The 24,148-nt window shown below is 52.1% G+C and carries 28 protein-coding genes; 20 read left to right on the forward strand and 8 right to left on the reverse strand.

Features of this window, described 5'->3' with window-relative positions; translation table 11 throughout:
• Nucleotides 1–27 precede the first annotated feature (27 nt).
• The 8 genes from MKX64_RS17730 (at nucleotide 28) to MKX64_RS17765 (ending at nucleotide 6,220) form a co-directional block, all read left to right on the forward strand.
• Nucleotides 28–1,644: a glycoside hydrolase family 5 protein gene (locus MKX64_RS17730; RefSeq protein ID WP_341036843.1), complete on the forward strand. Its 1,617-nt coding sequence runs from the start codon at nucleotides 28–30 to the stop codon at nucleotides 1,642–1,644.
• Nucleotides 1,645–1,788: 144 nt separating this feature from the next.
• Complete coding sequence (locus tag MKX64_RS17735) at nucleotides 1,789–2,034, forward strand: Ger(x)C family spore germination C-terminal domain-containing protein (protein WP_095263948.1); 246 nt, start codon at nucleotides 1,789–1,791, stop codon at nucleotides 2,032–2,034.
• A 4-nt stretch (nucleotides 2,035–2,038) separates the two neighbouring features.
• Entirely contained in the window at nucleotides 2,039–2,272 is a 234-nt protein-coding gene (locus tag MKX64_RS17740) for a hypothetical protein (RefSeq protein ID WP_095263949.1), read from the forward strand.
• Nucleotides 2,273–2,432: 160 nt separating this feature from the next.
• Nucleotides 2,433–3,323: a fructosamine kinase family protein gene (locus tag MKX64_RS17745; RefSeq protein WP_244908092.1), complete on the forward strand. Its 891-nt coding sequence runs from the start codon at nucleotides 2,433–2,435 to the stop codon at nucleotides 3,321–3,323.
• Nucleotides 3,324–3,536: 213 nt separating this feature from the next.
• Nucleotides 3,537–4,196 (forward strand): NAD(P)H-dependent oxidoreductase, encoded by a 660-nt coding sequence (locus MKX64_RS17750; RefSeq protein ID WP_095263950.1) that lies wholly within the window; start codon nucleotides 3,537–3,539, stop codon nucleotides 4,194–4,196.
• A 163-nt stretch (nucleotides 4,197–4,359) separates the two neighbouring features.
• The gene (locus MKX64_RS17755) at nucleotides 4,360–4,860 is read left to right on the forward strand and encodes a hypothetical protein (protein WP_095263951.1); all 501 of its coding nucleotides are present in this window, start codon (nucleotides 4,360–4,362) and stop codon (nucleotides 4,858–4,860) included.
• Between the two features lie 159 nt (nucleotides 4,861–5,019).
• On the forward strand, nucleotides 5,020–5,547 hold the full coding sequence (locus MKX64_RS17760; protein ID WP_095263952.1) for a hypothetical protein: 528 nt from the start codon (nucleotides 5,020–5,022) through the stop codon (nucleotides 5,545–5,547).
• Nucleotides 5,548–5,587: 40 nt separating this feature from the next.
• The gene (locus tag MKX64_RS17765; RefSeq protein ID WP_095263953.1) at nucleotides 5,588–6,220 is read left to right on the forward strand and encodes a hypothetical protein; all 633 of its coding nucleotides are present in this window, start codon (nucleotides 5,588–5,590) and stop codon (nucleotides 6,218–6,220) included.
• A 127-nt stretch (nucleotides 6,221–6,347) separates the two neighbouring features.
• Here MKX64_RS17765 and MKX64_RS17770 read toward each other — a convergent pair whose 3' ends face one another.
• Entirely contained in the window at nucleotides 6,348–7,109 is a 762-nt protein-coding gene (locus MKX64_RS17770; protein WP_095263954.1) for a DUF4367 domain-containing protein, read from the reverse strand.
• The gene (locus tag MKX64_RS17775; protein WP_095263955.1) at nucleotides 7,102–7,668 is read right to left on the reverse strand and encodes an RNA polymerase sigma factor; all 567 of its coding nucleotides are present in this window, start codon (nucleotides 7,666–7,668) and stop codon (nucleotides 7,102–7,104) included. The genes MKX64_RS17770 and MKX64_RS17775 overlap by 8 nt, the downstream gene beginning before the upstream one ends.
• 326 nt (nucleotides 7,669–7,994) lie before the next feature.
• On the opposite strand from MKX64_RS17775, the gene MKX64_RS17780 reads away from it, so the two are divergent.
• Nucleotides 7,995–8,915 carry a bifunctional helix-turn-helix transcriptional regulator/GNAT family N-acetyltransferase gene (locus MKX64_RS17780; RefSeq protein WP_095263956.1) on the forward strand — a complete coding sequence of 307 codons (921 nt, stop codon included), beginning with the start codon at nucleotides 7,995–7,997 and terminating at the stop codon, nucleotides 8,913–8,915.
• 205 nt (nucleotides 8,916–9,120) lie between these two features.
• Here the strand turns inward: MKX64_RS17780 and MKX64_RS17785 are convergent, their stop codons facing one another.
• Both MKX64_RS17785 and MKX64_RS17790 read right to left on the reverse strand, forming a co-directional pair.
• On the reverse strand, nucleotides 9,121–9,309 hold the full coding sequence (locus tag MKX64_RS17785; protein ID WP_095263957.1) for a hypothetical protein: 189 nt from the start codon (nucleotides 9,307–9,309) through the stop codon (nucleotides 9,121–9,123).
• Between the two features lie 166 nt (nucleotides 9,310–9,475).
• Nucleotides 9,476–10,081 carry a helix-turn-helix domain-containing protein gene (locus tag MKX64_RS17790; RefSeq protein ID WP_095263958.1) on the reverse strand — a complete coding sequence of 202 codons (606 nt, stop codon included), beginning with the start codon at nucleotides 10,079–10,081 and terminating at the stop codon, nucleotides 9,476–9,478.
• A 230-nt stretch (nucleotides 10,082–10,311) separates the two neighbouring features.
• On the opposite strand from MKX64_RS17790, the gene MKX64_RS17795 reads away from it, so the two are divergent.
• From MKX64_RS17795 to MKX64_RS17810, 4 genes are all read left to right on the forward strand, one after another.
• A complete protein-coding gene (locus tag MKX64_RS17795) occupies nucleotides 10,312–10,599 on the forward strand; it encodes a Dabb family protein (RefSeq protein WP_095263959.1) in 288 nt (95 codons plus the stop codon).
• A 104-nt stretch (nucleotides 10,600–10,703) separates the two neighbouring features.
• Nucleotides 10,704–11,123: a DUF86 domain-containing protein gene (locus tag MKX64_RS17800; protein ID WP_095263960.1), complete on the forward strand. Its 420-nt coding sequence runs from the start codon at nucleotides 10,704–10,706 to the stop codon at nucleotides 11,121–11,123.
• 240 nt (nucleotides 11,124–11,363) lie between these two features.
• Entirely contained in the window at nucleotides 11,364–11,816 is a 453-nt protein-coding gene (locus tag MKX64_RS17805; protein ID WP_095263961.1) for a hypothetical protein, read from the forward strand.
• A 15-nt stretch (nucleotides 11,817–11,831) separates the two neighbouring features.
• On the forward strand, nucleotides 11,832–12,176 hold the full coding sequence (locus MKX64_RS17810; protein WP_095263962.1) for a YtxH domain-containing protein: 345 nt from the start codon (nucleotides 11,832–11,834) through the stop codon (nucleotides 12,174–12,176).
• 128 nt (nucleotides 12,177–12,304) lie between these two features.
• On the opposite strand, the gene MKX64_RS17815 is transcribed toward MKX64_RS17810, so the two are convergent.
• Entirely contained in the window at nucleotides 12,305–13,393 is a 1,089-nt protein-coding gene (locus MKX64_RS17815; protein ID WP_425320431.1) for a nitric oxide synthase oxygenase, read from the reverse strand.
• 299 nt (nucleotides 13,394–13,692) lie between these two features.
• On the opposite strand from MKX64_RS17815, the gene racE reads away from it, so the two are divergent.
• From racE to MKX64_RS17845, 6 genes are all read left to right on the forward strand, one after another.
• Nucleotides 13,693–14,499 carry a glutamate racemase gene (gene racE, locus MKX64_RS17820; protein WP_095263963.1) on the forward strand — a complete coding sequence of 269 codons (807 nt, stop codon included), beginning with the start codon at nucleotides 13,693–13,695 and terminating at the stop codon, nucleotides 14,497–14,499.
• Nucleotides 14,500–14,873: 374 nt separating this feature from the next.
• Nucleotides 14,874–16,076 carry a M14 family metallopeptidase gene (locus MKX64_RS17825; RefSeq protein WP_095263964.1) on the forward strand — a complete coding sequence of 401 codons (1,203 nt, stop codon included), beginning with the start codon at nucleotides 14,874–14,876 and terminating at the stop codon, nucleotides 16,074–16,076.
• 182 nt (nucleotides 16,077–16,258) lie between these two features.
• Nucleotides 16,259–16,507: a hypothetical protein gene (locus MKX64_RS17830; RefSeq protein ID WP_095263965.1), complete on the forward strand. Its 249-nt coding sequence runs from the start codon at nucleotides 16,259–16,261 to the stop codon at nucleotides 16,505–16,507.
• Between the two features lie 143 nt (nucleotides 16,508–16,650).
• A complete protein-coding gene (locus MKX64_RS17835; RefSeq protein WP_095263966.1) occupies nucleotides 16,651–16,953 on the forward strand; it encodes a HesB/IscA family protein in 303 nt (100 codons plus the stop codon).
• Between the two features lie 29 nt (nucleotides 16,954–16,982).
• Nucleotides 16,983–17,213, forward strand: coding sequence for a DUF1450 domain-containing protein (locus MKX64_RS17840; RefSeq protein ID WP_095263967.1), 231 nt, complete (start codon nucleotides 16,983–16,985; stop codon nucleotides 17,211–17,213).
• A gap of 114 nt (nucleotides 17,214–17,327) precedes the next feature.
• Nucleotides 17,328–17,591, forward strand: a complete 264-nt coding sequence (locus tag MKX64_RS17845; RefSeq protein ID WP_095264043.1) for a hypothetical protein — start codon at nucleotides 17,328–17,330, stop codon at nucleotides 17,589–17,591.
• A gap of 404 nt (nucleotides 17,592–17,995) precedes the next feature.
• Here MKX64_RS17845 and mgtE read toward each other — a convergent pair whose 3' ends face one another.
• Nucleotides 17,996–19,342 carry a magnesium transporter gene (mgtE, locus tag MKX64_RS17850; RefSeq protein WP_095263968.1) on the reverse strand — a complete coding sequence of 449 codons (1,347 nt, stop codon included), beginning with the start codon at nucleotides 19,340–19,342 and terminating at the stop codon, nucleotides 17,996–17,998.
• 234 nt (nucleotides 19,343–19,576) lie between these two features.
• On the opposite strand from mgtE, the gene MKX64_RS17855 reads away from it, so the two are divergent.
• Nucleotides 19,577–20,824: a mechanosensitive ion channel family protein gene (locus tag MKX64_RS17855; protein WP_095263969.1), complete on the forward strand. Its 1,248-nt coding sequence runs from the start codon at nucleotides 19,577–19,579 to the stop codon at nucleotides 20,822–20,824.
• A 67-nt stretch (nucleotides 20,825–20,891) separates the two neighbouring features.
• On the opposite strand, the gene MKX64_RS17860 is transcribed toward MKX64_RS17855, so the two are convergent.
• Both MKX64_RS17860 and MKX64_RS17865 read right to left on the reverse strand, forming a co-directional pair.
• Entirely contained in the window at nucleotides 20,892–22,895 is a 2,004-nt protein-coding gene (locus tag MKX64_RS17860) for an LTA synthase family protein (protein ID WP_095263970.1), read from the reverse strand.
• A 55-nt stretch (nucleotides 22,896–22,950) separates the two neighbouring features.
• A complete protein-coding gene (locus MKX64_RS17865; RefSeq protein WP_095263971.1) occupies nucleotides 22,951–24,084 on the reverse strand; it encodes a THUMP domain-containing class I SAM-dependent RNA methyltransferase in 1,134 nt (377 codons plus the stop codon).
• Nucleotides 24,085–24,148 lie beyond the last annotated feature (64 nt).

Consider the following 24,148-nt stretch of genomic DNA (forward strand, 5'->3'; position numbering starts at 1 on the left):
GAAGAATAGCACCGGGAGGATGAAACGATGCATGAGAAAACAGATCGTTCGCGCGTGAAGGGCTTTCTGCAGGCCAGAGGGACAAGCATAGTCAACGGCGATGGCGAGGAAATCATTCTGACAGGATGGGGCCTCGGGAATTGGCTGCTCTGTGAAGGGTACATGTGGCTGTCCCACAACACGCGGTTCGACCGTCCACGGCGGATCGAAGCGGTGATTGAGGAAGTGGCGGGCAAGCCGTATGCCGAACAATTCTGGAAGCGTTTCCGTGATAATTATGTGACTCGTGAAGATATCCGGCTTATGGCCGAACAGGGCTACAACTCGGTTCGCATTCCATTCGGATGGAGAGTGCTGATGGAGGACGAGCCGGGGATCCGCTGGAAGGAAGACGGTTTTGCGCTGATCGACCGCTGTCTGGACTGGTGCGAAGAGTTCGGCCTCTACGCCTTCCTGGATTTGCATGGGGCGCCCGGCGGGCAGACGGGGGCCAACATCGATGATTCGGTGGATGACTTTCCGCGTCTGTTCACGGATGAAGACAGCTGGAACAAGGGGATCGAGCTATGGCGGGAATTGGCCCGCCGGTACCGCGACCGCTGGATTGTAGGCGGTTACGACTTGCTGAATGAGCCGGTTCGGCCGGGACTGATGGAAGGGAAGCATGAAGATTATCTTGTGCGCCGCCTGGTGAAGTTCTACGAGGAGGCCATCGCCGCGATCCGGGAAATTGATGATCGGCATCTGCTGTCGGTGGAAGGCCATCACTGGGCAACGAACACAGCGGTATTCTATAAACGGTACGACCCGAACATGGTCATTCATTTCCACCGGTATGCCTGCAAGCCTGGCAAAGAGGTATACGATGAATATTTGGCGCTCTCCAAGGCATTGGATCAGCCGTTATGGCTGGGCGAGACAGGGGAGAACGAACTGGAGTGGTTTGCCGCGATGTATCCGCTGGCGGTGTCGCTGGGGATTGGCTACAACTTATGGCCGTGGAAAAAGATGGGGCGTGCAAATTCACCTTATACCGTGAATAAGCCTGAGGGCTGGGATGAGTTTCTGGCCTACACCGAAGGCGGGGCGCGGCCGAGTTATGATCGTACAAAGCAGATATTGGACGAGTATCTGAATAATATTAAAGTAGAGAATTGCACCGCTCATCCGGAGGTGACGGCATCTGTATTCCGAACGCCGGGCTGCCGGGTGCGGGGAACTGATTTTGACGAGTTTCCGGGAAAGGGCGTATCCTTTAGCGGACTTCGCACGGAAGGAAATATTTATAAGTATCGGGACAAAACGGGCATGAAATTCGTTCCGATTTCTGATGAGCCCCAGACGAAGGCGTTTGTGTTCGACAGCGGCTGGATGAATCTCGCCCTGGAGCTGACAGAGGGCGAATTTGCTGCCTACTCCTTCCGCGGCATCGAGGCGGGAAATTCGGTAACGCTTGAGCTGGTTTGCAGGGAGGCGGCCACTGTTACCGTCCGGCAGGACGGAGCCGAGAAGACGGTCACGTCATTGTCTCCGGGCAGCGACCTATGCCGCGTTAGTGCTACACTTGCACCTGCGGACGCTTCCTCGATTGAAGTTAGAGTGGATGGCGGCAGAATTGAATTGCATTCCGTCGCTTTAGGATAAATTAAAGTGGATAGATCATAGTGATTTATAACCAGCATGCCGTAATAATGAAGGCGCTTGCGCTCCTCAATGGAGATCCAAGCGCCTTTTTGTATTCGGCTAATGATTATTCCCTGTAATGGTATATTTTAAGGGTATGTATCGATGAACTTAATTAAGGGAGAGGCTGATTTAATTCCGGAAATAAACGGACAGCAATTAAAAATGACGTTAAGGATCGAGACTGTAGACGATGTCATTCAGAACCAAACAGAGTGGGATCTAAAGGAAGTGGATAGCATCCGAAAGCTGGAGGATGCCTTGGCTCGCAAGATCGAAGAGCGCTTATCAGCTACACTTGAAGTCGTGCAAAAAGAGTTGAAAGTGGACGTTTCTCAAGCAAAGAGGTGAAAGCATGAAAGTGGTGTATATCGTCGGTATTACATTCCTCGTCCTGTTGATGTTCATCTATCAATGGCCGAGAATACAATCAGGCGAGAGGAGAGAAAAAGCCGCCTTTGCAGCCCTGACAGTCATGGGGTGGGGGATCGCCACCATGTACATTATGTTCCCTACAATGACCTCTCCGGCCAAAATCATTGATTTTCTATTGGTGCAGTTAAGAAATATCGTGACAAGTCCTTTTTAGCGCATTTCCATCAAATCAAACTGACATTGCATATGCAGCCAAGTTCCCCTAAGATATGGACTATGGTAAATTGGTGATCGAATCGTGAAGAATGGATCGCCTCTTGTTATTGCAGCAATAAGATACGGTTTGAAGGGAATCAAGAGGAGTGAAGCGATCAATGAGTACAGAGCAGTGGAACACACCACTGATGCAAATATTAACGAGGCATGGCATCGATGCCAAGGAGGTCACGCTGACCCCGTTGTCCGGCGGAAGCATCAGCCCGGTGTGGAAGGCAGGTACAACAGAGGGAGATTATCTTGTGAAAATCGGCGAGGTTCCGGCCATGCTGGAGAAGGAAGCAGAGGGTTTGCAAGCCATTGCTTCAGCGGAGGCGATTCCGGTTCCGCATATTTACGGTAGTGGGACGATCGGCGAGGAGAAGGCGGAATCGCTAGCGTATATCGTGATGTCGTACGTGCAAGGAAGCGAGGCGCCGAATACGGCAGAGAGACTGGGACGCGGTGTAGCGGGGCTGCATGCCCGGACGACTGGACGATTTGGCTATGGCGCCGACAATTATATTGGCCGCCTGTCCCAGCCGAATGCTTGGACAGACAATTGGGTAGCGTTCCTGCGCACGCATCGGCTCGGGCATCAGCTAGAGCTTGCTATCGCGGGAGGCCATATGACGGGTGAGCGGCGGGAGCGCATGGAGCGGCTGCTTGACCGGCTCGACCAGTGGATACCGACCCATCCGTCGCCATCTTTGCTGCACGGCGATTTGTGGCGCGGCAACTGGATTGTTGGCCCGGGCGGTCAGCCGTATTTGATTGATCCGGCCGTTTATTACGGAGATGCCGAGATGGAACTGGCCTTCACTGAACTGTTCAGCGGCTTCCCGGAACGCTTCTATGAAGCCTACCGGGAAGTCCGGCCCTTCGATCAGCAGCGCTATGCCGAGCGGCGGCCGCTCTATCAGTTATACTACCTGCTCGTTCACCTGAATCATTTTGGCGAATCCTATGGCCCCGCTGTCGACCGGGTGCTGGCACGATACGCAGGCTGAAAGAAGATCCGGGGAAGTGAAAGCAACATGGATGAAAGGCATGCATCGGTTGTCTTGAATCTGTGGCGTGAAGTTTTCTTTTGAGGTTATTTTTGTTATTGTTGTACTTGGAAAAAGGGCAGGATAGGCGATGCAGTTCTCTAGGAATCATGAACGGTTCACCGGCCGCTGCGTGTCACGGCGCCCTACTTGATACCGAAGGAGAGAGTGAATATGACCATAACGAAAGAAGAAATTTTGGCTGCGTACCATTTCCGGCATGCAACAAAAGCATTCGACCCGAGCAAAACGATCTCCGATGACGATTTTGAATTTATTTTGGAGACCGGCCGCTTGTCGCCGAGCTCGTTTGGCACAGAGCCATGGCGTTTTCTCGTCATTCAGAATGAAGAGCTTCGAACCAAGATTAAAAACGCCTCGTGGGGAGCGGCCGGCAAGCTGCCGGAGGCAAGCCACTTTGTCATCATCCTCGCGCGGACGCATCAGGATACAAGATATGACTCTGCCTATTTAAAGGAGCAGTTCAAAGACATTCCGGAAGAACATTTGGCCAAGTTCTTGGGGATGGTTGAGGAGTTTCAGAGACAGGATTTTAAGCTGCTCGATAACGAGCGCTTCCTTAACGATTGGGCAATGAAGCAGACGTATATCGCGCTAGCCAACATGATGACAGCTGCGGCTCAAATCGGCATCGATTCCTGTCCGATTGAAGGTTTTAATATGGAGACGATGGATCAGCTGCTGGAGGAGGAAGGGCTGCTGGAGGGCGGACGCTTTACGGCTTCCGTGATGGTTGCCTTCGGCTATCGGAAGGAAGAGCCGAGACCGAAGAAACGCAGACCGTATGAGGATGTTGTAAAGTGGATTAAATAAGCAAGAAATAAGCGAAGCGAGGCGGGAAACCTCGCTATGCAAGCCGACTGCGGTGCAGGGGGAGAAGCCCTTGCGCCGCTTTTTGATGAGACGAGCGTCAGGAAAAGCCCGCGCCCTGCGTTATATACATAGAAGTTAACATGAAGTTAAGGAGGCGAACCCATTGATCGTAACCAAGAGGAACATCCGGATCATCCGATATGTACAGTTAGTTCTGGGCGTGTCGCTGCTGCTTCTGCTGCCCCTTCCGGCATCGGCTTACGAGCCGGCGGCAAGCGCCGAGGCCCATACTTTGCCACCGCGCGAGGACCTAGCTCCGAACACGGTATTTGATCCGAAGTTCGATTATTTGGAGAAAGGGCAGGGTTATCTAACCAATCAGGGGAAACAAAGAGTCAATATTTGGGGTGAAAGCTATGGCACCGTAAGGGTGGATGAAATCGGCGTTCAGCTCACCCTGCAGCGATGGACCGGGTCGGCCTGGATCGACGTCTACCTCGGTCCCAATAGCAAAGAACAGAACGCAGCCTATGTGTACTCGTCCATCAGCAATATCTCAGTGTTAAGCGGTTATTATTACCGGACGAAATCCTATCATTGGATCAAAAAGGGGTCAACGGTGGAATCGGGTTACCGCTATTCGCCATCGCATCTGATCCCGTAATGAGCATGAAGTGCGAGTGGGGAAGCCCATTCGCTTTTTTTTTTTATCTATCATCGTTAGAAATGAACCGGCAGCTTCGTTATATCTATAGAAGGAGGTGGAACCAAATAACATTTCTAGCAATAAAAGAGTTTTGAATAAATATTAGGAGGCTGTGAAATGAAAAAGAAATTTTATGTAAGTGTCGTCCTGCTGAGCGGATTGATTCTGCTGAGCAGCACGGCGGTGTATGCCAAGTATCTGAATTACGGATGGCCAAGCTCCACCATTCCGGTCAAATCGTACAGCTTCAACAGCACATGGCAAGCGCCGATGGATCAGTCCCTGTCCAATTGGAACAATGCCGGTGCGAAAGTGAAATTCTCCAAGAACAGCTCCTCCTCGAACACCATCTCGGCAGCACAATACAGCTGGGAAGCCTATGGCAGAAACTATGCGACCTATTCGGGCAGCAAGCTCACCAAGTTCCGGATCGAGATGAATGCGAGAACGATCTCGAGAGACCGGCAGGACGGAAAGTTCAGCAATTTTGTACAGAGCGTCTTTGTCCACGAACTGGGCCACTCCATTTGGCTGTCTGACAATCCGAACACAAGCAGTTCCTCCATTATGAAATACACCCGCAACCGCAACACGATGACGAAACCTCAGACTTACGATATCAATAACGTAAAGGCTAAATATTAATCGAAATCCATCAATAATCAATATTCGAGGAGGGCATGGGATGAGAAAACTTCGTTTCTTTATCATAAGCGCAGCGGCGCTGCTGATGTTGACGGCTTGTGCTGCCGGAAATCAGGCGAGCCATGAGGAACCGGTGACCGTGGTCGTTAGCGAGGACTTCCCGCACTACACCAGCATTAACGGTTTGTCCGACAAGGCGGATACCGTTATTAGCGGCAAGATCGTTGATACTCGAGTAGAGGAGATTGACGATATGATCCATACCGATTCGGCGGATGAAGAGCTGAATCCCGGCGGGGAGTTATATGTAGAGAAGAACATCTACACCATTTATACGATTGCCGTTGAGGAATCGTTCAAAGGCAATTACAAGCCAGGGGACAAACTAGAGTTCAAAGAGCTGGGCGGGCAGATCGGAGACATCACGTTTGTGTCCGAGGATGCTGTCTCTATTTCGAGCGATCATCAGTACGTATTTTTCCTAGCGACGTATGCTGATTCGCCTGCCAGTCTATTGAATCCGGTCCAAAGCCTGTACATCTATGATCCGGTGGACAAGGATGAGGCGGATCCGAAACTGATGGAGCAGGCTGTGCTGAAAAGCGCCAGTCCGGACAATGATTTAACACTCAGCGTTGAAGCATTGCTGGAGATCAAAGACAAGTTTAATTGAGGCACACAGGGAAAGATCCCACGGCGGGTTAACCCCTAAGGAACCTGGGAATCATTCAGTCCTATATGTGGAATAAGAAAGCCTTCGAAACCACTGCTAAAGTGGGTTTGAAGGCTTCTCTATTGCTTTAGTGCAAAGATTCAGCTACACGCATCAATTCTTGCACGTTCAGCTTGCCGGAGATCGATATTTTGATCCCATCCTCTGTCAGCCACTCGAGTGTTGCATAACCTTCAGGCACAATAATCAGGACGCCCTGACTGCCGCCGATCCAAACCTGCTGTATATCTCCGGCACTAGCCGAAATATCGCTTTTCACTCGTGTCGACCCAGGCGATATGACATGCTGGCTGATTTTCACAATATGCTGGTCACTGCTGGCATACTCCAAATAGGCATTGCGATATTCGCCATCCTCCTCCTGGAAAATACGCACCCTGTCCAGGGAATAGCGATCCGGCATAGCGGCTGGCACGAGGAGTGAAAAGCCCAGTTTCGCCTGAGCGGCTTCAAGCGATACCTCTTCCGGAAGGGCAGCATGCTCAGCTTCGTCAGGGGCTGGAGGCGCGGTGACGGCTGCCGAATGATCAAACGCCTCCTTCGTAAAGAAAATTTCGACGAGATAATCCCTTACCTCCTGGAGCAGGGAGGACATCTGCGCATAGGTTTTCGAAATGCTGATGGTGGCGGCAGCGTTGATCATGAGTGCAGCTGCAACAACGGCAGCAAGAATCGCCATTCGTGAACGCAGTTTCTTATGCCGGCGCCGCCGCTCCAATTGAATGCGAACCTTATCCCATGCGGGCGAGGGGTCTGGAATTTCGATGCTATTATACTCATCCTGCAGCCATTTTCGGATCACGCGATCCTGTTCGTTTTGTTCATTCATGGTTATCCGCCCATTTTCTCAAAAAATGTTGAAGCAATTTCTTGCGTGCCCTGGCCAAACGCTGTGTCAGTACAGGCTCGGACATGCCCAGCTCCTTGCAAATGTCGCGATACGGCCTTCCCTCGATGTAGAACAGGAGCAGCACCTGCCGATAATCCGATTTCAGTTCGGCCATTGCTTGATACAGCAGCTTGTCCCTTTCACGGACCTCCACCTCGCTGGTCACACTGATCTCCTCGAATGCCGTATCACCTCTATGAACGAAAGATTCGACAAGGATCTGACGGTCCCGTTTCAATTTCCTTAGATGATCCAGGGCGGTATTGCGGGTCACCTGCTTGATCCACGCCGGGATGTTCGCGCATGATCTCATCTGCGGTCCCTTGGTAATCGCTTTGATGAAGGCCTCCTGAATAATATCCTCGGCAAGCGAATGGTCACGCACCATAAACAAGATGTCCCGATATACAAACTGATAGAAGGAGCGAAACACCAGCTCCTGAATCTTGGTGTCCAGCTCATCAAGCGGACTTTGCAGGAGATAAAACCATTGTTCCATAGATTCCTCCGGATCCATTATCGATGTCCAATTCAGCGTCCATACCGATTCTGTGTATGTTTAATTATACAACACTAATGGAAATTAAAGGAATCCCTATTGATATATAGTTGAATATCCTGCAACTGGTTGACTGGGGCTGGCCGTTTAAGAGCTAACTTGCCGCCTTGTTGCGTGCATATAACGGTGCTTTTCCGAAGCGGAAGTAAGGGTGCCTAAATTATTAGTTGACTTAATCAACTAATGGAGGATATAACTGAATATATAGTTGACATAGTCAATTAAAACATTGCGTTGACTATTTGAAATTTTGCAAGGAGGATAATATGAACTCGGTCGTACATGCAATTCGAAAATTCAATCGGTTCTATACCAACATTCTCGGACTGCTTGATCAGCATTTGCTGCAAAGCGATTATTCCTTGTCGGAGGCCCGGGTTTTGTTCGAAATCGGACATGACGAGAATTGTACAGCAACCATGCTTATTGACAAGCTGCGCCTGGATGCCGGCTATTTAAGCCGGATATTGAAACGGTTTGAGAAGCAGGAACTGATCTGTCGAGTACGCTCGGAGGAGGACGGAAGATTGTATCATCTCAGTTTGACGGATCGGGGCAGGGAGATATTGTCCAGACTGAACGCGCTGTCCGATGAACAAATCCGCCGTTTGATCAACCCGCTGCCGGAAAACGAGCGCAGCAGGATTGCACATCATATGGCATCCATTGAGCGTGTTCTATCACTTAATGACACAGCAGCACCGGAGGTTCGCATTCGTACAGACTTGAGGCCCGGGGATGTAGGGAGCCTGATTCATCTTCACGGATGGATTTACGCCCAGGAATGCGGGTACAATCATGTATTTGAAGGTTATGTATGCCAGACGTTTGCTGATTTCTTCAACGGTTATAACCCGGAGAAGGACCGCTTTTGGATCGCGGAGGACGGGGAGCAGATCGTTGGCGCAATTGCGATTGTCGGTCATTCCGAGCATACCGGGCAGCTGAGATGGTTCATTCTGCACCCGGAATATAGAGGCATCGGGCTGGGAAAAACCTTGCTTCGGCAGTCTGTGCAGTACTGTAAAGAGAAAGGCTACCGGCGTGTATTTCTGGAAACGACGGAAGATCAGAAGACGGCGATTGCCATGTACGAGAAGGAAGGCTTCCGCCAAGTCGCCGAACATCACAATCGCGCTTGGGGTGTGGATCATGTCGAGCTAACCTATGAGCTTCTTCTTCCGTAGAATATTTGCTTCACCCCAAACACGGAATCCTTCTTGGCCGAGGGGAGGGCGGCTTTGTCCCGGGTGCGCTCGCTACCCGGGCGGAAGCGGCGGCCGTCATGATGCGAATACAGCATAATGCCGGGCAGGGCACTCGGTAGGGATGCACAGAAAGGGCGGACTCCTAAAATCCATTGGGATTTTGAGCGTCCGCCCTTTCAATCGTTCACGGAATTTCCTTGAACAATCGGCGTGAACCGAGCCAGCAGCCTATGGCGACGCCCAGCAACCCGAACGTGCTTACCAGGACGATCAAGTTGACGGAATGCCAGCCGAACAGAAAGCCGATGCCGCTGCCAAGCGTCGTTCCTGCGAGAAGCCCGAGCGACGCCCCCAGCTCTTTTTGCGATTTCACGAACATCACCTCCAGGGGAGATCCATAACTTTCTGCTCTATGTATGTCCACGACCGGGGGGAAATATCCCTGCTGGCCGTGTGGGGTTCAATAAAAACGCTCAACCGTCCCCGAGCCATGCGGGCGGTTGAGCTAAGTTGTCGGTACGATCTGCAAGCGAGGCCGATTAGCGGGACGCATCATGTTGACTCAATACACAATCTGCGAACAGAACCGTCTTCGGGATGCGGAAGAATTGTTCCGCTTTCTCTTGAAATGCTGCAGACGGCAGCGTGCCTTGATGCAGCCACTTCCGGAACGTTCCCGGATGAATGCCGATCCAGTGACTGACATCGCTCACGGACAAGTCATGAACCATGCACAAGCCGGTGAGGATCTGGTTGCTGACCGGTGAACGCGTAAGCGTGCGCTTCATAAATCGCGATGGAGCCGGCTGGCAAATCAGCGGCGACTGCTCAAGCAGTTCTTCGCGGAACAGAATATGACGGGGGTAACCGAGGTAGCTGCAAGCTTTCTCCAGGTTGTTTTTTCCTGGGATTCGTCCCTCGTATACCCAAGCGCTGACACTGCGTGAGGACACGCCAAGTTCTTCGGCCAGCTGAGACAACTTAATATCTTTGGCCATCAGGACGGCTAGCAGGACGCGGTTTCGAATCTGGCAGCGAGTAGGTCTGCGAAATCGCTTCACTCGCACGCCCTTCCCCAAATATTTACGATTGATCAGGGACCACGCCTCAATGGAGTGTTTTTCTTGTTGAAGTTGTGTAGGCATAATTCCTCCGATTTTTTTAACATAATTCTACATTATTCGACATATTCATTTCAACAGGTAACAACGATACATTTGTTTCCAACGGCTTCTTATAGGTCATGAACCCGCGAAATCGAGCAGAATCTGATCAATTAATCGGCCGACCCACAGGGTGTGCACGATTTCTTTTTCGTTCTGGACGGGGTATGATAAAGAGAGGTACATACATTCTAGAAGATGGGGGAAGGGCAATGATTAAGCATATCGTATTTTTCAAATTAAAAGAGCCTACTGCCGAGAACATTGAACAGACCGTGAAGGTGCTTCGGGATATGGATGGGAAAATTCCACAGCTGCGTTCCCTGCAGGTTGGTGCGGATATCGTCCGTTCCGAGCGTTCTTATGACCTGGCTTTAATTATTGAAGTGGATTCGCTGGAGGATCTGGAGGCTTATGCCGTACATCCTGTTCATCAGGAAGTGATCCGTTATATTAATACCGTGAAGGATCATACGCTCGCCGTTGATTTTGAAATATAAGCGGCCGGAGGTTTTGAAACCGGTTTAAATGATATGTGAAGACTGTTATGAACGAATGAAGAACGAATGATGAACGATAAGAATATCCCTTGGAGGGACATGCGATGTATTATGTAAACCAAGAACAGATAGAACGCAGATTGAATGCGATTCCGGAAGTGGCAGAAGGATTAAGAACGGTGCAGGCTTCCTGGGATAAAGGCCTGATAGCCGGTATGGTTCAGGAGCGTGCCCTTCATCTGGCCATTGAAATTGTGACTGATGTCGGCAGCTATTTGATTGACGGATTTATTATGCGGGATGCGAGCAGTTACGAGGATATCATCGACATCGTGCATCAGGAGAACGTCTTCTCGAAAGAGATCCACGAAGTGCTGATGGAACTGGTCAAGCTTCGCAAGCCGCTAGTACAGGAATATTATGAATGGGACAGACATGCGCTTCACCCGCTATCCCGGGTTCTGCCGGAGACGCTGGAGCAGTTCGCTGTGTCTGTGCGCGACTATTTGGCAAAAGAATTATAGTGCGGCGGCATGAGGCCGCCAATCAAGGCCGAAGACCGAGGGCTTGCACAAGAGCCCGGGTCTTCGGCCTTTTTATGATGCGGCCTGAATGGATCTGATGAGTAAGGGGACGCCGCAAGGCGCCACGGATTATAGATTCAGCGAAAAAAAGCAGAAAGCTGTGTCAAAACAAGCCCAACCTGCTTATAATGCATCAAGCGACTAGGCATTCGCCCGGTCGGATTGAAAGGAGGGGTTCCTATGGCGGAGTGGAGTGCTCTTGCGGCGGGGATCGGCATTATGCTGATGGCAGCTGCAGCAGTGGTCATGGCTGTCTCGTTCCGAAAAGTGTTACAGCGGACCGAAGCGGTGCTGAGCAGGCTTGAAGCGGACAGCGCACATTTGTCGGAGGAAGCATCACAGGTATTGGAGCAGGCGAATGCGGCTTTAACGAGTGTGCAGCATCAACTGGCAGCCGGTGAAGCTTTTGCCTCGTCCATGTCCGAGGCCGCTGCAGCGGTAGCTGAAACGGCTGAAAACATTCGTGCCATCGGAAAAAGAGCATCGGTATCGGCCATCGAGCATATTGAGCGTGCGCGCCTGGACAACGAACGGCACATCGGTGAGATTTTCCGGTGGATCGATGCCGGAGTGACCGTATGGCACTCATGGAACCGCCATGCCTCCAAGTCCGACGAAGGGCAGGCCAAATAGAAGGAGATGGGTCTTATGAAGGACAAAACGAAAGGTCTGTTATGGGGAGTTCTGATCGGCAGTGTTGCCGGCTCCGCGGCTGCGCTTCTGTTTGCTCCGAAATCAGGCAAGGAGCTGCGCGGCGATATCGCTGAAGGAACCCGGAACTTGGGCAGCAAAGTGCAGGAAGTTGCCGGGAAAGTGGGCGAGCAAGGGGTGCAGCTGATCGGTCTGATGACCGACCGGGCAGAGCATGTCATCTCGGACATCCAATCCTGGAGAAGCGGCAAGGAGCTGTGGAATGACGCGGAAGAGGACCAGGTTGCGGACAAGGAAAAAGTGGTTCAAGTATCTTCCGTTCAGCTCGGTGAGCATATTTAATAACGATCTGCTTGGCGCCTGTTGATTCTACGAATCAAGTAAGCAAGACCTCCCAATACATCAGAAGTGAAGGACGGCTGGTCCCGAAGGGCCAGCCGTCCTTGTTGACGGTGGAAGCGGATATTCGCTCACTGTTTTTTGTTGCGGTAAAGAAAGTTTGGCGATTTGATTTGGTTGCTGTACTTCTTATGGAAAATGTGAGTTGTAGCGGGCGACATCGGCGGAATCAGCCAAGTCCAATCCCCGGTAACGTCCCTTCCGGCCTGTGCTTCGCGCTGCTCGAACAGATGGAACTGATGGGCGGCGGTATGATGATCGACAATGCTGACCCCCGCCTTCTTGAAGGAGTGAAGCACGGCATAATTCAGCTCGACCAGCACGCGGTCCCGCCACAGCGTAGCTTCACTCCGGGTATCGAGGCCCATCGCTTGTGCGACCGCCGGCAGCTTGTTGTATCGCTGCTCGTCCGCCAGATTGCGCGCCCCGATCTCCGTCCCCATATACCAGCCGTTAAAGGGGGCGGCCGTATAGATAATACCGCCAATCTCCAGCATCATGTCGGCGATGATCGGCGTGGAATACCAGCGCAGCCCGAGCTCGCTGATGGCCGGGATATCCGGATGCTCGATGGGAACCTCCAGCACGGAGGCTTCGGGGACCGGACACCAGTGCGGAGGTTCCTCGCCTTGCTGGATGACGAGGGGCAGCAGATCATAATCGGTGCCGTTCCCTTCCCAGCCGAGGGCAAGGCATTCCCGGGTGAAGGCGATGGAAGCCGGATCGCCGATAATGCCGGCCGGGGTGTCGTAGCCGGCATACCGGATCAGCTGATGATTGCGGATCATCAGCGGGGCTTCATTTGGCGCAGCTGCCTTGAACACGGTGATTGTCGGAATAATTTTGCCGCCGTTCGTGGCCGTATCGATATGCGCGATGAGCCGGGCTAATATATCGTCAGGATTCGTTGCATCTCTGGCGTCCTGCACCCGGAGCTTGTCCCAGAACAAGCGGCCGATGCAGCGGTTGCTGTTTCGCCAGGCCATTTTGGCTCCATGAACCAGCTCTTCCCGAGTATGCTCATAGGTGCCGGTACGCTCAATCTCGCGTTCAATCTCCTTGACGCGTCTATCGGCTTCTTGCTCGCCCAGGCCGAGTTCATGGTAACAGGCATGGATGAAATGAGCGGCTGCTTCTGTCAGCTCCATGCGCTGATGAATAGATGGATCAGTTCCTTTCACGTTCCAACGCTCCTTTGCTTCGCTCGTCCGCAGAGCCTCAGGCGGTCTATGAATGTGGTTGCTTCCTGTATGCGGTACAACTAGTATACCTGGTAAGCGTGGCGGATATGGAGCATGAGTCCTACAATTTGTTGAACAAAGTCGACTGATGGTCCTCCGCGAATGGTCCTGTGTTGAAGAACGGGGGGAATTGCAGTAAGATTTAGGTACGTTTCATTCTGAAACGACATATGGTATCACGTAAGCCATGAATTTGATGAGAAGGAAGCGGTGGGTTCGTGCAGCAAGCAATCGCAATACTAGACTCGGGTGTAGGCGGATTAACGGTAGCCAAGGAAGTGATGAGACAGCTCCCTAGGGAGAAGATTATTTACTTTGGCGATACGGCACGCGCACCCTACGGACCCCGTACCCCGGAAGAAGTCCGTGTTTTTACGGAGCAAATTGTAGACTATTTGATTCAGTATGATCCGAAAATGGTAGTTATCGCCTGTAACACCGCGACGGCGGCAGCACTTGATTATATTTCCTCCAAAGTGTCGGTACCGGTGATCGGCGTCATTCATCCCGGAGCCCGGGCAGCCATCAGCGCAACGAAATCCGGCCATGTAGGTGTCATCGGAACGGTTGGCACCATAAGCAGCGGGGCCTATACGGCGGCTCTGAAGCAGCTATCGCCTTATGTGGAAGTGCGGAGCCAGGCTTGTCCTCAGCTTGTTCAGCTGGTAGAACACGGCCTGTATCGTTCCAGCCAGTCGCTCAAGGTCGTTGAGGAATCGTTGAACGGAATTAAAGACTCGCCCATCGACTGCCTGATTCTCGGTTGCACGCATTACCCGTTTCTGATGGAGCCAATTCAACAGGTGATGGGTCCTGGCGTGAAGCTGATCAGCTCTGCCGATGAGACGGCGCGGGAAGTCAGCACGATATTGTATGACAAAGAGCAGCTGGCCAGCAATGATGAGAGCCCGGTACACCAGTTCTTCTGCACAGGGGACCCGATCATGTTCCAGCGGATTGCGACCGAATGGCTGGGTGACCACATTACCCGCACCCCGGTCGTGTGGCAGATCACGAAGCTGTAGCCAAGGAAGACCCGCATTCGGATAGGATGATTTTATGACAGCAGACTGTGCTATGGAGTCCAGCTTTTTTGTGTTGTTCGGCATTAACAGACATGGCATTGCCGAATCTAGCAGCAGAGATCGGTTGGCTCTCCGGAGGGATGGTCTTTCTATGATTCACAAGCAGTGGCGGCGAAGGGGAATCTCCTTTTTGGCCGCCATTTGCATGTGGCGCTCCCAGAAGAAGATGCCCGAGGCTGGACGTCTTTTGCAGCGGCGGCATAAACTTGCCTTTCACATTCATGTCGGACGACTTGCCCTACATATAATTTGGCGTACCCTTTTTTTGAATACTGGCATTACGATCGCGGTTCATCCGCAGAAAGGACGTAGTCATGCAGCAGTATATCGTACAGAAAGGCGATACGCTTACACGAATAGCCGCACGCTTCGGACTGGCAGAGGAACAACTGCTCATCGCCAACCCTTGGGCAGCGCGCCAGCCTTATTTGCACCGGGGGCAAATGCTGTATCTCCCGGCATCCCTTCGCCGCAGATATGTCATCCAGCAGGGGGACAGCCTTGAGAGCATTGCGGAGACGTTTCGATTCAGCAAAGAAGCGCTCAAGGAATTAAATCCGGGATTGTCCGATCAGGGACTGCGGGAAGGGAAGGTGATCGTCCTGCCGTCATCGGATGTTTCTCATACCATTACACTAGCCGGTGAATACGGACCAGCCCAGCTGGTGCAAGACATGGAACGCTTGTCAACGCTGTATCCGTTTATCGAATGGAGCGAGATTGGCACGAGCGTCTTAGGCAAAGCGATCTATGCTGCGAAAATCGGAAAGGGAGACCGGCATTTGCATATCAATGCGGCTCTGCATGCCAATGAATGGATAACGGCTCCGTGCCTGCTTCGCTTTGCCGAGGATTACGCAAGATCGCTTCACGAGGGATCAGGCCTCTATGGCCATAACACAGGAGCGTGGTACAGCGAATATACGCTGTGGCTCGTGCCGATGGCGAATCCCGACGGGGTTGAGCTGGTGCAGGAGGGGGCCGGGCCTGAGCATCCGCTGCATGAGCAGCTGCTTGTCTGGAACGGGGGACGCCAAGATTTTCGCCGCTGGAAGGCGAATGTGAACGGTGTCGATCTTGGAGATCAATTCCCGGCGTATTGGGAGGAGGAAGTGAAGCGTCGCGGCCGACAGGAACCGGCTCCGCAAGATTATGGCGGCCCTTCCCCGCTGTCCGAGCCGGAGGCGCAGGCGCTCTACCAGCACACGCTGGCCATTTCCCCTGTCCGGGCCATTTCCCTGCACAGCCAGGGAAGGGAGATTTACTGGAACTACCGGGATGCCGAGCCGCCGGAGAGCGAAGCCTGGGCTACCCGCTTGGGGCAGGCGGGCGGTTACCGTCCGGTGAAGCTGACGGGGAGCGATGCCGGCTACAAGGACTGGTTCATCCAGCACTTCAGACGGCCGGGATTTACGATTGAGATCGGATACGGGGTGAATCCGCTGCCGCTGGAGGATTTTGAAGACTTATGTGTCGAGACAGGGGCCATCCTGGCGGCGTTTATGGCGCTGGAATGAGCATTCCGGCATTCGCATTTCGTACTGCCGATTCCGACAGGAGCTGATGAGGGGAAGATGGTTCGTGTCTTGACGACGCACGAGCGGTCTTCCTTTAGCTCGGTCAAGAGTGCTATTGATTGAGGGAACGTCGAATGGGTAAAGATAACGCAAAGAATGGACTTGGAACGGAGGAACGGTAGATGAAATGGAGAAGACTGTTCTCATTGCGGCGCTGGGCGCATGTCTTTCAGCGGATATTCCGATATTTGGCATCGCCTCAGATTACGATAGTGGACAAGCTGCTGTTCTTTATCCCGGTGGCCTTATACTGGGTGCTGCCGGATGTGATGCCCCTGGTGCCGATCGATGATATCGGGGTGACCATGCTGATGATGAACTGGTTCGTATCCCGAATCGAGCGCAAGTACCCTGGCATTGAACAGAAATAGGCGTGTAATCGACGTCTGAATCCTTGCCGCGAGGTAACGGCGCTTCATCTAACCGCGGGTGTCCCGCTATTGGCCTTGCGAAAAACGTCGCCTGGGGCTACAATAACATACTGAAGGAATCGTCCATGAGGAGATGAACAAAAGTGAAATGTAAAATTACCCGCAACGCGGCAAAAGTCATAAAGAGAGAGCTGGAAAAGGAAGAGAACAAGGATAAAAAACTCCGTGTTGTCGTAACCCATGCTCATGGCGATCATGCCCACTATGGTTTGGATCTGGACACGCCGAAAGAGAATGATATCGTCGTGTCGACAGACAAAGATATTGATGTCATTCTGGAGACTGGACAACCTTTCCTGGACGGTGTCAAAATCGACTATCTGTACTTTCCGCAGGAAGGCTTTGTCATTACGAATCCATCCCAAGGGAATCATGGCGACCACTAAGGTTGCCGGGAGCAAAAGAGGTAATGGTTATGGCAAATGATATTCGTGTCTGCGAAAAATGCAAGCATACGCGCCTGAAGACGATCATTCCGAAAATCAAAAAGATGGCTCCGGATGCTGAAATCAAGGTCGGCTGCAAATCGTATTGCGGACCGTGTGGCAAACGTGCGTTCATCTATATTAACGGCCGTTATGTCAGCGCCCCTACCGAAGATGAAGTGCTGGAGAAGGCTCAGGCTTTTGTCAAACAGCCATCCTAGTGCGAACATCACTACAGCAGCACTTTAGACCGCTTCCCAAGAGGTATAGTTCCTGTCTGAACCATCCATGCTAAGAGGGCAGCAGGAACTATGACTTTTGAAGGGAGCAGCGATATGAACAGTCACGATTCCAGTCTTCAACGCAACAATCCGGCCAACAGTGCGCTGGATTCGGTAGAGAAACTGCATCGGGCGGTATCCTCGGCCATGTCCCATCCGACAGAGCAGCTGATCCAGCAGGCGGAGAACTCCCTGTCTCACGCAGAGCGTGCCGTCGCCCAGCTAACAGATGAAGGCAATCCGAACTCTGTCGAGCTGGCGGAAGAATTGCTTGGGGAAGAGAAGGAGCGTCTGTCCGAGCTTCATTCCAAAAGGTAAGCGTACAGCTTATTCCTGTTAGCTGGTAGAAATCCCGCGAGAGTGTGATGCTCTCGCGGGATTTTTTTGGGCTCAGATTCACGCACTCGTTTTCCGAGCGCTTGCTCCATCATCCCTTTTGGTCAGGTAAGCTTAGAGGCAAACAAGCTCGTCTTAGGGCTGCTAAAGACTGAAGGACCGAAATACCGAAATACCGAAATACCGAAAGGACTAAAGACCGTTTCCTGTATGAATGACCGTGCGACCTGGCCTCCCATAGCTGTACGCGCTGGCCACATCATCCATCGTCAAGTTACGGGTTTGGGCCTGGTGCCATACAACTCCCTCTTCTTATCCAGCCTCCTTACCTTAGCGACCAGCCCTTTGCCTCCAAGCTTCCTGAACGAAAGGGATAATCAAGCAAGTCACACCAGATAAGCGATAAAAATCGAGGCAATTCCAAAATAAATCGAGAGGGATAGAATATCATTAATCGTTGTAATTAACGGGCCCGAAGCGATGGCCGGGTCGACATTAAATTTATACAAGATCAGAGGGATAATGGTCCCGGCCAATGTGCCAATGATTAATGTGACCAACAGGGAGCTGCCCACTACAAGCCCAAGGACAGCATTGCCTTGCCAGACGAACGCAATGATGGCGATAAGAGCTCCGCATGTCACCCCTATGATCACTCCAACCCCAAGCTCTCTGCTGATCAGACGAAAGACCGTCCGCTTATCAAGCTCACGCGTGATCAATCCTCGCACGACAACAGCGAGCGACTGGGTGCCAGTATTCCCGGTCATTCCGGCGATCATCGGCATGAAGAATGCCAGAGCAACGACCTGGGCCAGCGTCTCTTCAAACCCGCTGATGATGCTGCCCGATAGAAGGCCAATCAACAGCAGCAGGATCAGCCACGGCAAGCGGCGAAGAGCTGCCGTCCAGGCTTGGGTATCGAAATTGATCGCTTTGCCCCCGGCAGACAACTTCTCAATGTCTTCATTAGCCTCAGAGATGACAACGTCCACGATGTCATCGACGGTAATAATGCCTACCAGGACGTTGCTTGCTTCAACGACGGGCACAGCCAGAAGGTCATACCGCTCGATCACCCGGGCCACTTCCTCTTGGTCCATCGTGACCGGGACGGAGATCACCCGTGCATTCATAAAATCCGCCACCGGGTCCTCGGCATGTGCGAGTAGAAGATCCCGATAAGAGACCACGCCGAGGATGCGTTTGTCTTCGTCCACAACATACACGTAATTGATAGTCTCGGAAATTTCGGCGAATGTGCGTAATTTTTGCACGACATCCTGTACCGTATAATAAACAGGAACCCACACATAACGGTTGGTCATCATTCTTCCCGCTGTTTCCTGCGGGTAGTGCATCAGGCTTACTAGCGCCTGCGATTCCTCTTCCTTCATTTCAGATAGAAAATGCTCAAGATTATCCGCATCCAGCACGTCCAGGAGTTGAGCCAAATCGTCATGGTCCATCAGGTTCATGGCTTGCAATGTTTTCTCCACGCCAAGCTGGTTCAATACTTCGATCTGATCGGTCGTGTCCAGCTCTGCAATCAGACTGGCTAGTTGTTCAACCGTAAGAAGGAGCAGAAATTTAAAGCGTTTTTTGCGGGACAGTTCCTTGTAGATCCTGGCGATATCATAAGGATGAAGCTCGTCCAATATGGCTTGCAGCTCCTTGCGGTCCGTTTCTTTGATGTGGTTTATCATTTTTAAATTCCACTGATTATCGGACATATACGCCCCTCCATCCCTTCATCTATCGATTATTGTTTCGGAACAAGGCTGAGATGTGACTGCTAAACGAGATACGGCTACGCATACTTCCAAGTTTAACGTAAGTATATCCAACACCCTGGCTGTATAACATGGATAGGCCGAATATGTGCGAAGTTCGCACTTCTTTTGCTATAATAGTAGACTAAGCCAGGTTATCTTGCCTGCAAAAATGTTGCGAATTCAGGAGGAACTATGGAGTACATCACGAAGCTGCTGGTCGATTACGGCCTGGAGACCCGCACGGCGGGTTATCTTGCCAATGTCATCATGATTCTGCTCATTACCGGACTCAGCATGGTGGCTAACTTTATTACGAAAAAAATCGTACTAAGGATCATTACCCACTACATTAACAATAACCGATACACATGGGACAATATCATATTGGAGAAAAAGGTATTTCAGAAGCTCTCGCACATCGTGCCCGCCCTGATCATTTATTATTTTGCCTCGGTTTTTCCAAGCTATCAAATCTGGATTGAGAAAGCCGCCGTTGTATACATTATGGTGGTCATGATTCTGGTTCTGGATTCATTCTTGAATGCGGTCAATGCCATCTACCAGACATTTGAAGTGTCCAAGATCAAGCCGATTAAAGGATATTTGCAGGTTGTCAAAATTTTCATCTTTATTATCGGCGGCATTCTGATCATCGCCAACCTGATCGGCCAAAGTCCGCTCATTCTTCTCAGCGGAATCGGTGCGCTGTCCGCGGTGCTGATGCTTGTGTTCCGGGATTCACTGCTGGGGTTGGTGGCAGGCGTCCAGTTGACAACCAATGATATGGTGCGTGTAGGTGACTGGATCGAGATGCCGAAATACGGCGCGGATGGTGATGTCATCGACATTTCCTTGAATACGGTCAAGGTGATGAATTTTGACAAGACAATTACGACCATTCCAAGCTATGCTCTCATCTCGGATTCATTCAGAAACTGGCGCGGGATGCAGGCTTCCGGCGGGCGGAGAATCAAGCGTCCGGTCTACATTGATACAAGCAGCATCAAGTTCTGCACCGACGAGATGATTGAGAAGTTCAAGTCGATTCATTACCTGGCCGATTACATTTCCGCGAAGGAAGAGGAGATCCGGGCTTACAATGAGGAACGACAGATCGATACATCGAACCGGGTCAACGGCAGGGCGATGACGAATATCGGCGTGTTTCGGATCTACATTGAGAACTATTTAAAGCAGCATCCTAAAATTCATAAAGGGATGAGCTTGATGGTCAGACAGCTCGAGCCCGGAGAGCATGGGCTGCCGCTGGAGATCTACGCTTTTTCCAACGATACGAACTGGGTGAATTACGAGGGTGTTCAGTCGGATATCTTCGATCATATTTTTGCGATTGCACCGGAGTTCGGATTACGGTTGTTCCAGAACCCGACCGGGCATGATTTGCAAAATCTAATGCGGGTGAACCAGCCTTCTTCCTAGGCCGCCAGCGGGATGATGCACTAAAAAACCTCCAAGCGAGCAGAAAAGCCGCTTGGAGGTTTTATGTTTATTTCGCTGCATGACCTTGATCGCTTGGCTGACCGTTAGATCGGAATTGCGGCAGCAGATGATACAGAATGACGTTGTCGGAAACCTCCAGCATCGTCTGCGCCTCATCGTATCCTTCACGGCAGGCCGCGACCGCTGTTGGTTGACGCGATTCCAGGCTGTAGCAGGTTCCTTCCTCGAATGCGCGGCTCTCTGATGGAAGATAATATACATCCTTCGAGGAAAAAGCGCCGCTGCGGAGCGGGATCAGCCGATCACGCTCATCGAACAGGCTGGTGCCGATCCAGTAATAAGGCTCGGAAGAGATACCGAGCAGATGCAGAATGGAAGGTGCAACATTCATCATTCCGGCCGCCTCGGGGTCGATCGTGCCGCCATGTGCCCCGTCAGGCAGACGAATGAGAAGCGGAACCTGGTTCATCATCTGCTCCATATCCAGCTCGGACAGCTCGCGTCCTAACCACTGCTCATAAGCGCTCTGATCTTTAATGGAGTTGTCATGGTCGCCATAGATGATGAGAATGGTGTTATCCCACAATCCCTGCTGCTTCATCTGCTCGATCAGTTCGCCGAAGGCTTCATCGACATAATGAATCGAGTTCAAATAATCGCCAAGCATCGTGCCTTCAAGTTCCCCGGTATCCAGCTTGCGATGAGGCTCGGGAAGCCTGTATGGGTGATGGCTGGTCAATGTAATGAGAAAAGAGTAAAAGGGCTGCTGAATCCCCGACATCATCTCAAGGGATTGGGAGAAAAAAGCTTTGTCACTCAGCGACCAGCCCAACGTTTCGGTTAACTCGTAATCCTTCTTGCTGAAAAAGCGATCATAATCCATGGCGGCATACACGGTCTGCCGATTCCAGAAGCTGCTCTCATAGGCATGAAACACATTGGCGGCGTAGCCGTGTTCCTTCAGAATTTTCGGCAGAACATCGTAGCCTCGATCCGGATACCGTGTAAATACAGAGCCGGCGGACAACGGCAGCAGCGAGCTCTGGGTCACAAAATCCGCATCCGATGTGCGCCCGAGCGCCGTCTGGTGATAGAACTGGCTGTAGTACAGACTTTCTTCCATCAGCTTGTTCAGATTTGGCGTAATTTCCTGTCCGTTCACGCTTTGCCCGATGACCGCATTCATCAAGGCCTCGGTCTGTATCATCATGACGTTGCTGCCCCTATATTTGCCGAACAGGTCGTTCAGCTGTGCCCGGTTCGAACGGCGGCCATCCAGCCACTGCTTCACCTCTGCGATCTGTTCTTCCGACAAGCCCGGTTGGCCTACCAGATGATCCCGGCTGTAGCGGTACATGTCATAGCCATGAAAGGCGATGAGTCCGGTAACATTGTACAAGGTGACGTTCCACCAATTGCCGGCGAACAGCCCTTTGGCCCAGGTGTCGGAGGCTTTTTGGATCGGGAAGAAGGTCATGCATCCGCCCAGAATCAGCACGGCGGTTCCTGCTGCGGCGCGAGCAAGTCTGCGGTTTCTTCTGCGGCGGCGGTCGACAGGGGAATCGTAGCCCACACTGAGTTGGGGATTCTTCTTCCTGCGGAACAGAATCATGATCGCGACAGGGATCACGAGAATCCAGTCCAGGAAGAAGAGGATATCCCCCGGTTCCAGCAGCGTCCCGATGCTCCCGCCAAGCGAGCTGACTTGTCCTGCCTGCATCAGCACCGGTACGGTAATGAAATCATCGAAATACCGGTAAAACACAAGGTCGGCGTAGATCAGCCCGGTCAGAGCCAGATTCAGCAGGGTCAGTGCAGCAAGCCTTCCTTTTGGCGGCAGCCATAGTGTCCAGAATGAGACGAGCAGCAGCGAGCCGACAGCGATGATATAGTCGGCCCTGTCCATGTTCATATTAGCGAGCTGCAGATTGGTATGCATCCACACCAGCTTGTACAGCATCAGCACAAGAAACAGGATATACCAGGTATACCGGTAATGCAGCCAGCCCACGGAGCGAGCTGGGCCTCCGCTTGATATTCGCACTGGCATTGCGATCAAACCTCCCTTATGCAACTATCGGTTCCCAGCGTTATGTGCATTCGACTTATCGAGGAGGGAGCGGTCCAAGATATTGATAGTATTGGCATTCAATCCGGCCGTTGAACAGCTTCCGCCGCTTGTCGGCCTTGCGTCCGAAATAATGCTCGAACTGCTTCGTTGGGCTCAGGGCAAAAAAGGACCAGGTCGGCAGCTGCTGCAGCGTCATGCCGAGCTGCCGGATCAGGCGTTCGACCTCGGTTTTCTCGCTCAGCCGCTCTCCATACGGAGGATTGGTAATCAGGCAGCCATATTCGCCTTCCGGCACCGCTTTGGACGCCGGGAGAACCTTGAAATCGATCTCGCCGGCCAGACCGGCGCTTTTGGCAGCGGCCTTGGCGACTTCAATCGCCTTCGGATCGATGTCGCTTCCGGCGATGAGCAGCGGAATGTCGTCCTTTACCGCATCGAACGCCTCTTCGCGGGCCTCCTCCCACAGCTTGTCCCCGATCATACCCCAGTGCTCGGAGGGGAAGGAGCGGCGAAGTCCAGGCGCAATGTTCCATGCCATCAGAGCCGCCTCGATCAGAATCGTGCCTGATCCGCAGCACGGATCATACAGCGGACGATGCGGGCCCCAGCGGCTCAGCTGAAGCATGGCCGAAGCCATCGTCTCTTTCAGCGGCGCTTCGGTCACCAGCTTCCGGTATCCGCGCTTATGCAGAGCGGGGCCCGTCGTATCCAGCGTCAGCAATGCGCGATCCTTGAGCAGCGAAATTTCGATCAGGTAGCGGGGACCGTCCTCGGGAAACCATTCCGTGTGATAGGACTGCTTCAGTTTCTCTACGATTGCTTTTTTGACGATGCCCTGACATGCAGGAACGCTGCTGAGCTGGGACTTATGCGATCTGCCTTCCACGGGAAACTCTCCGTCTGCCGGGATCCACTGCTCCCACGGGAGCGCCTTCGTTCCCTCGAACAGCTCATCAAAGGTGACGGCGTTGAATTCTCCCATCTTGACCAGGATGCGGTCCGAGGTGCGAAGCCACAGGTTGCAGCGGCAAATATCGATCAGATCTCCGGAAAAGGTGACTCTCCCGTTCTCCACTTCCATATCGGTGTATCCGAGCTCTTTCAGCTCGCGCGCTACGACAGCTTCCAATCCCATTGGGGCTGTGGCGATTAATTGTAATTGTGGCATTGATGAAGTCAACTCCATTAACATAATTACGGCGGTAAGGTCGCCGGTTCAATCTCTATAGTAT

It is taken from the genome of Paenibacillus sp. FSL M8-0334 (genome assembly GCF_038000405.1).
GTDB classification, from domain to species: domain Bacteria; phylum Bacillota; class Bacilli; order Paenibacillales; family Paenibacillaceae; genus Paenibacillus_AQ; species Paenibacillus_AQ campinasensis.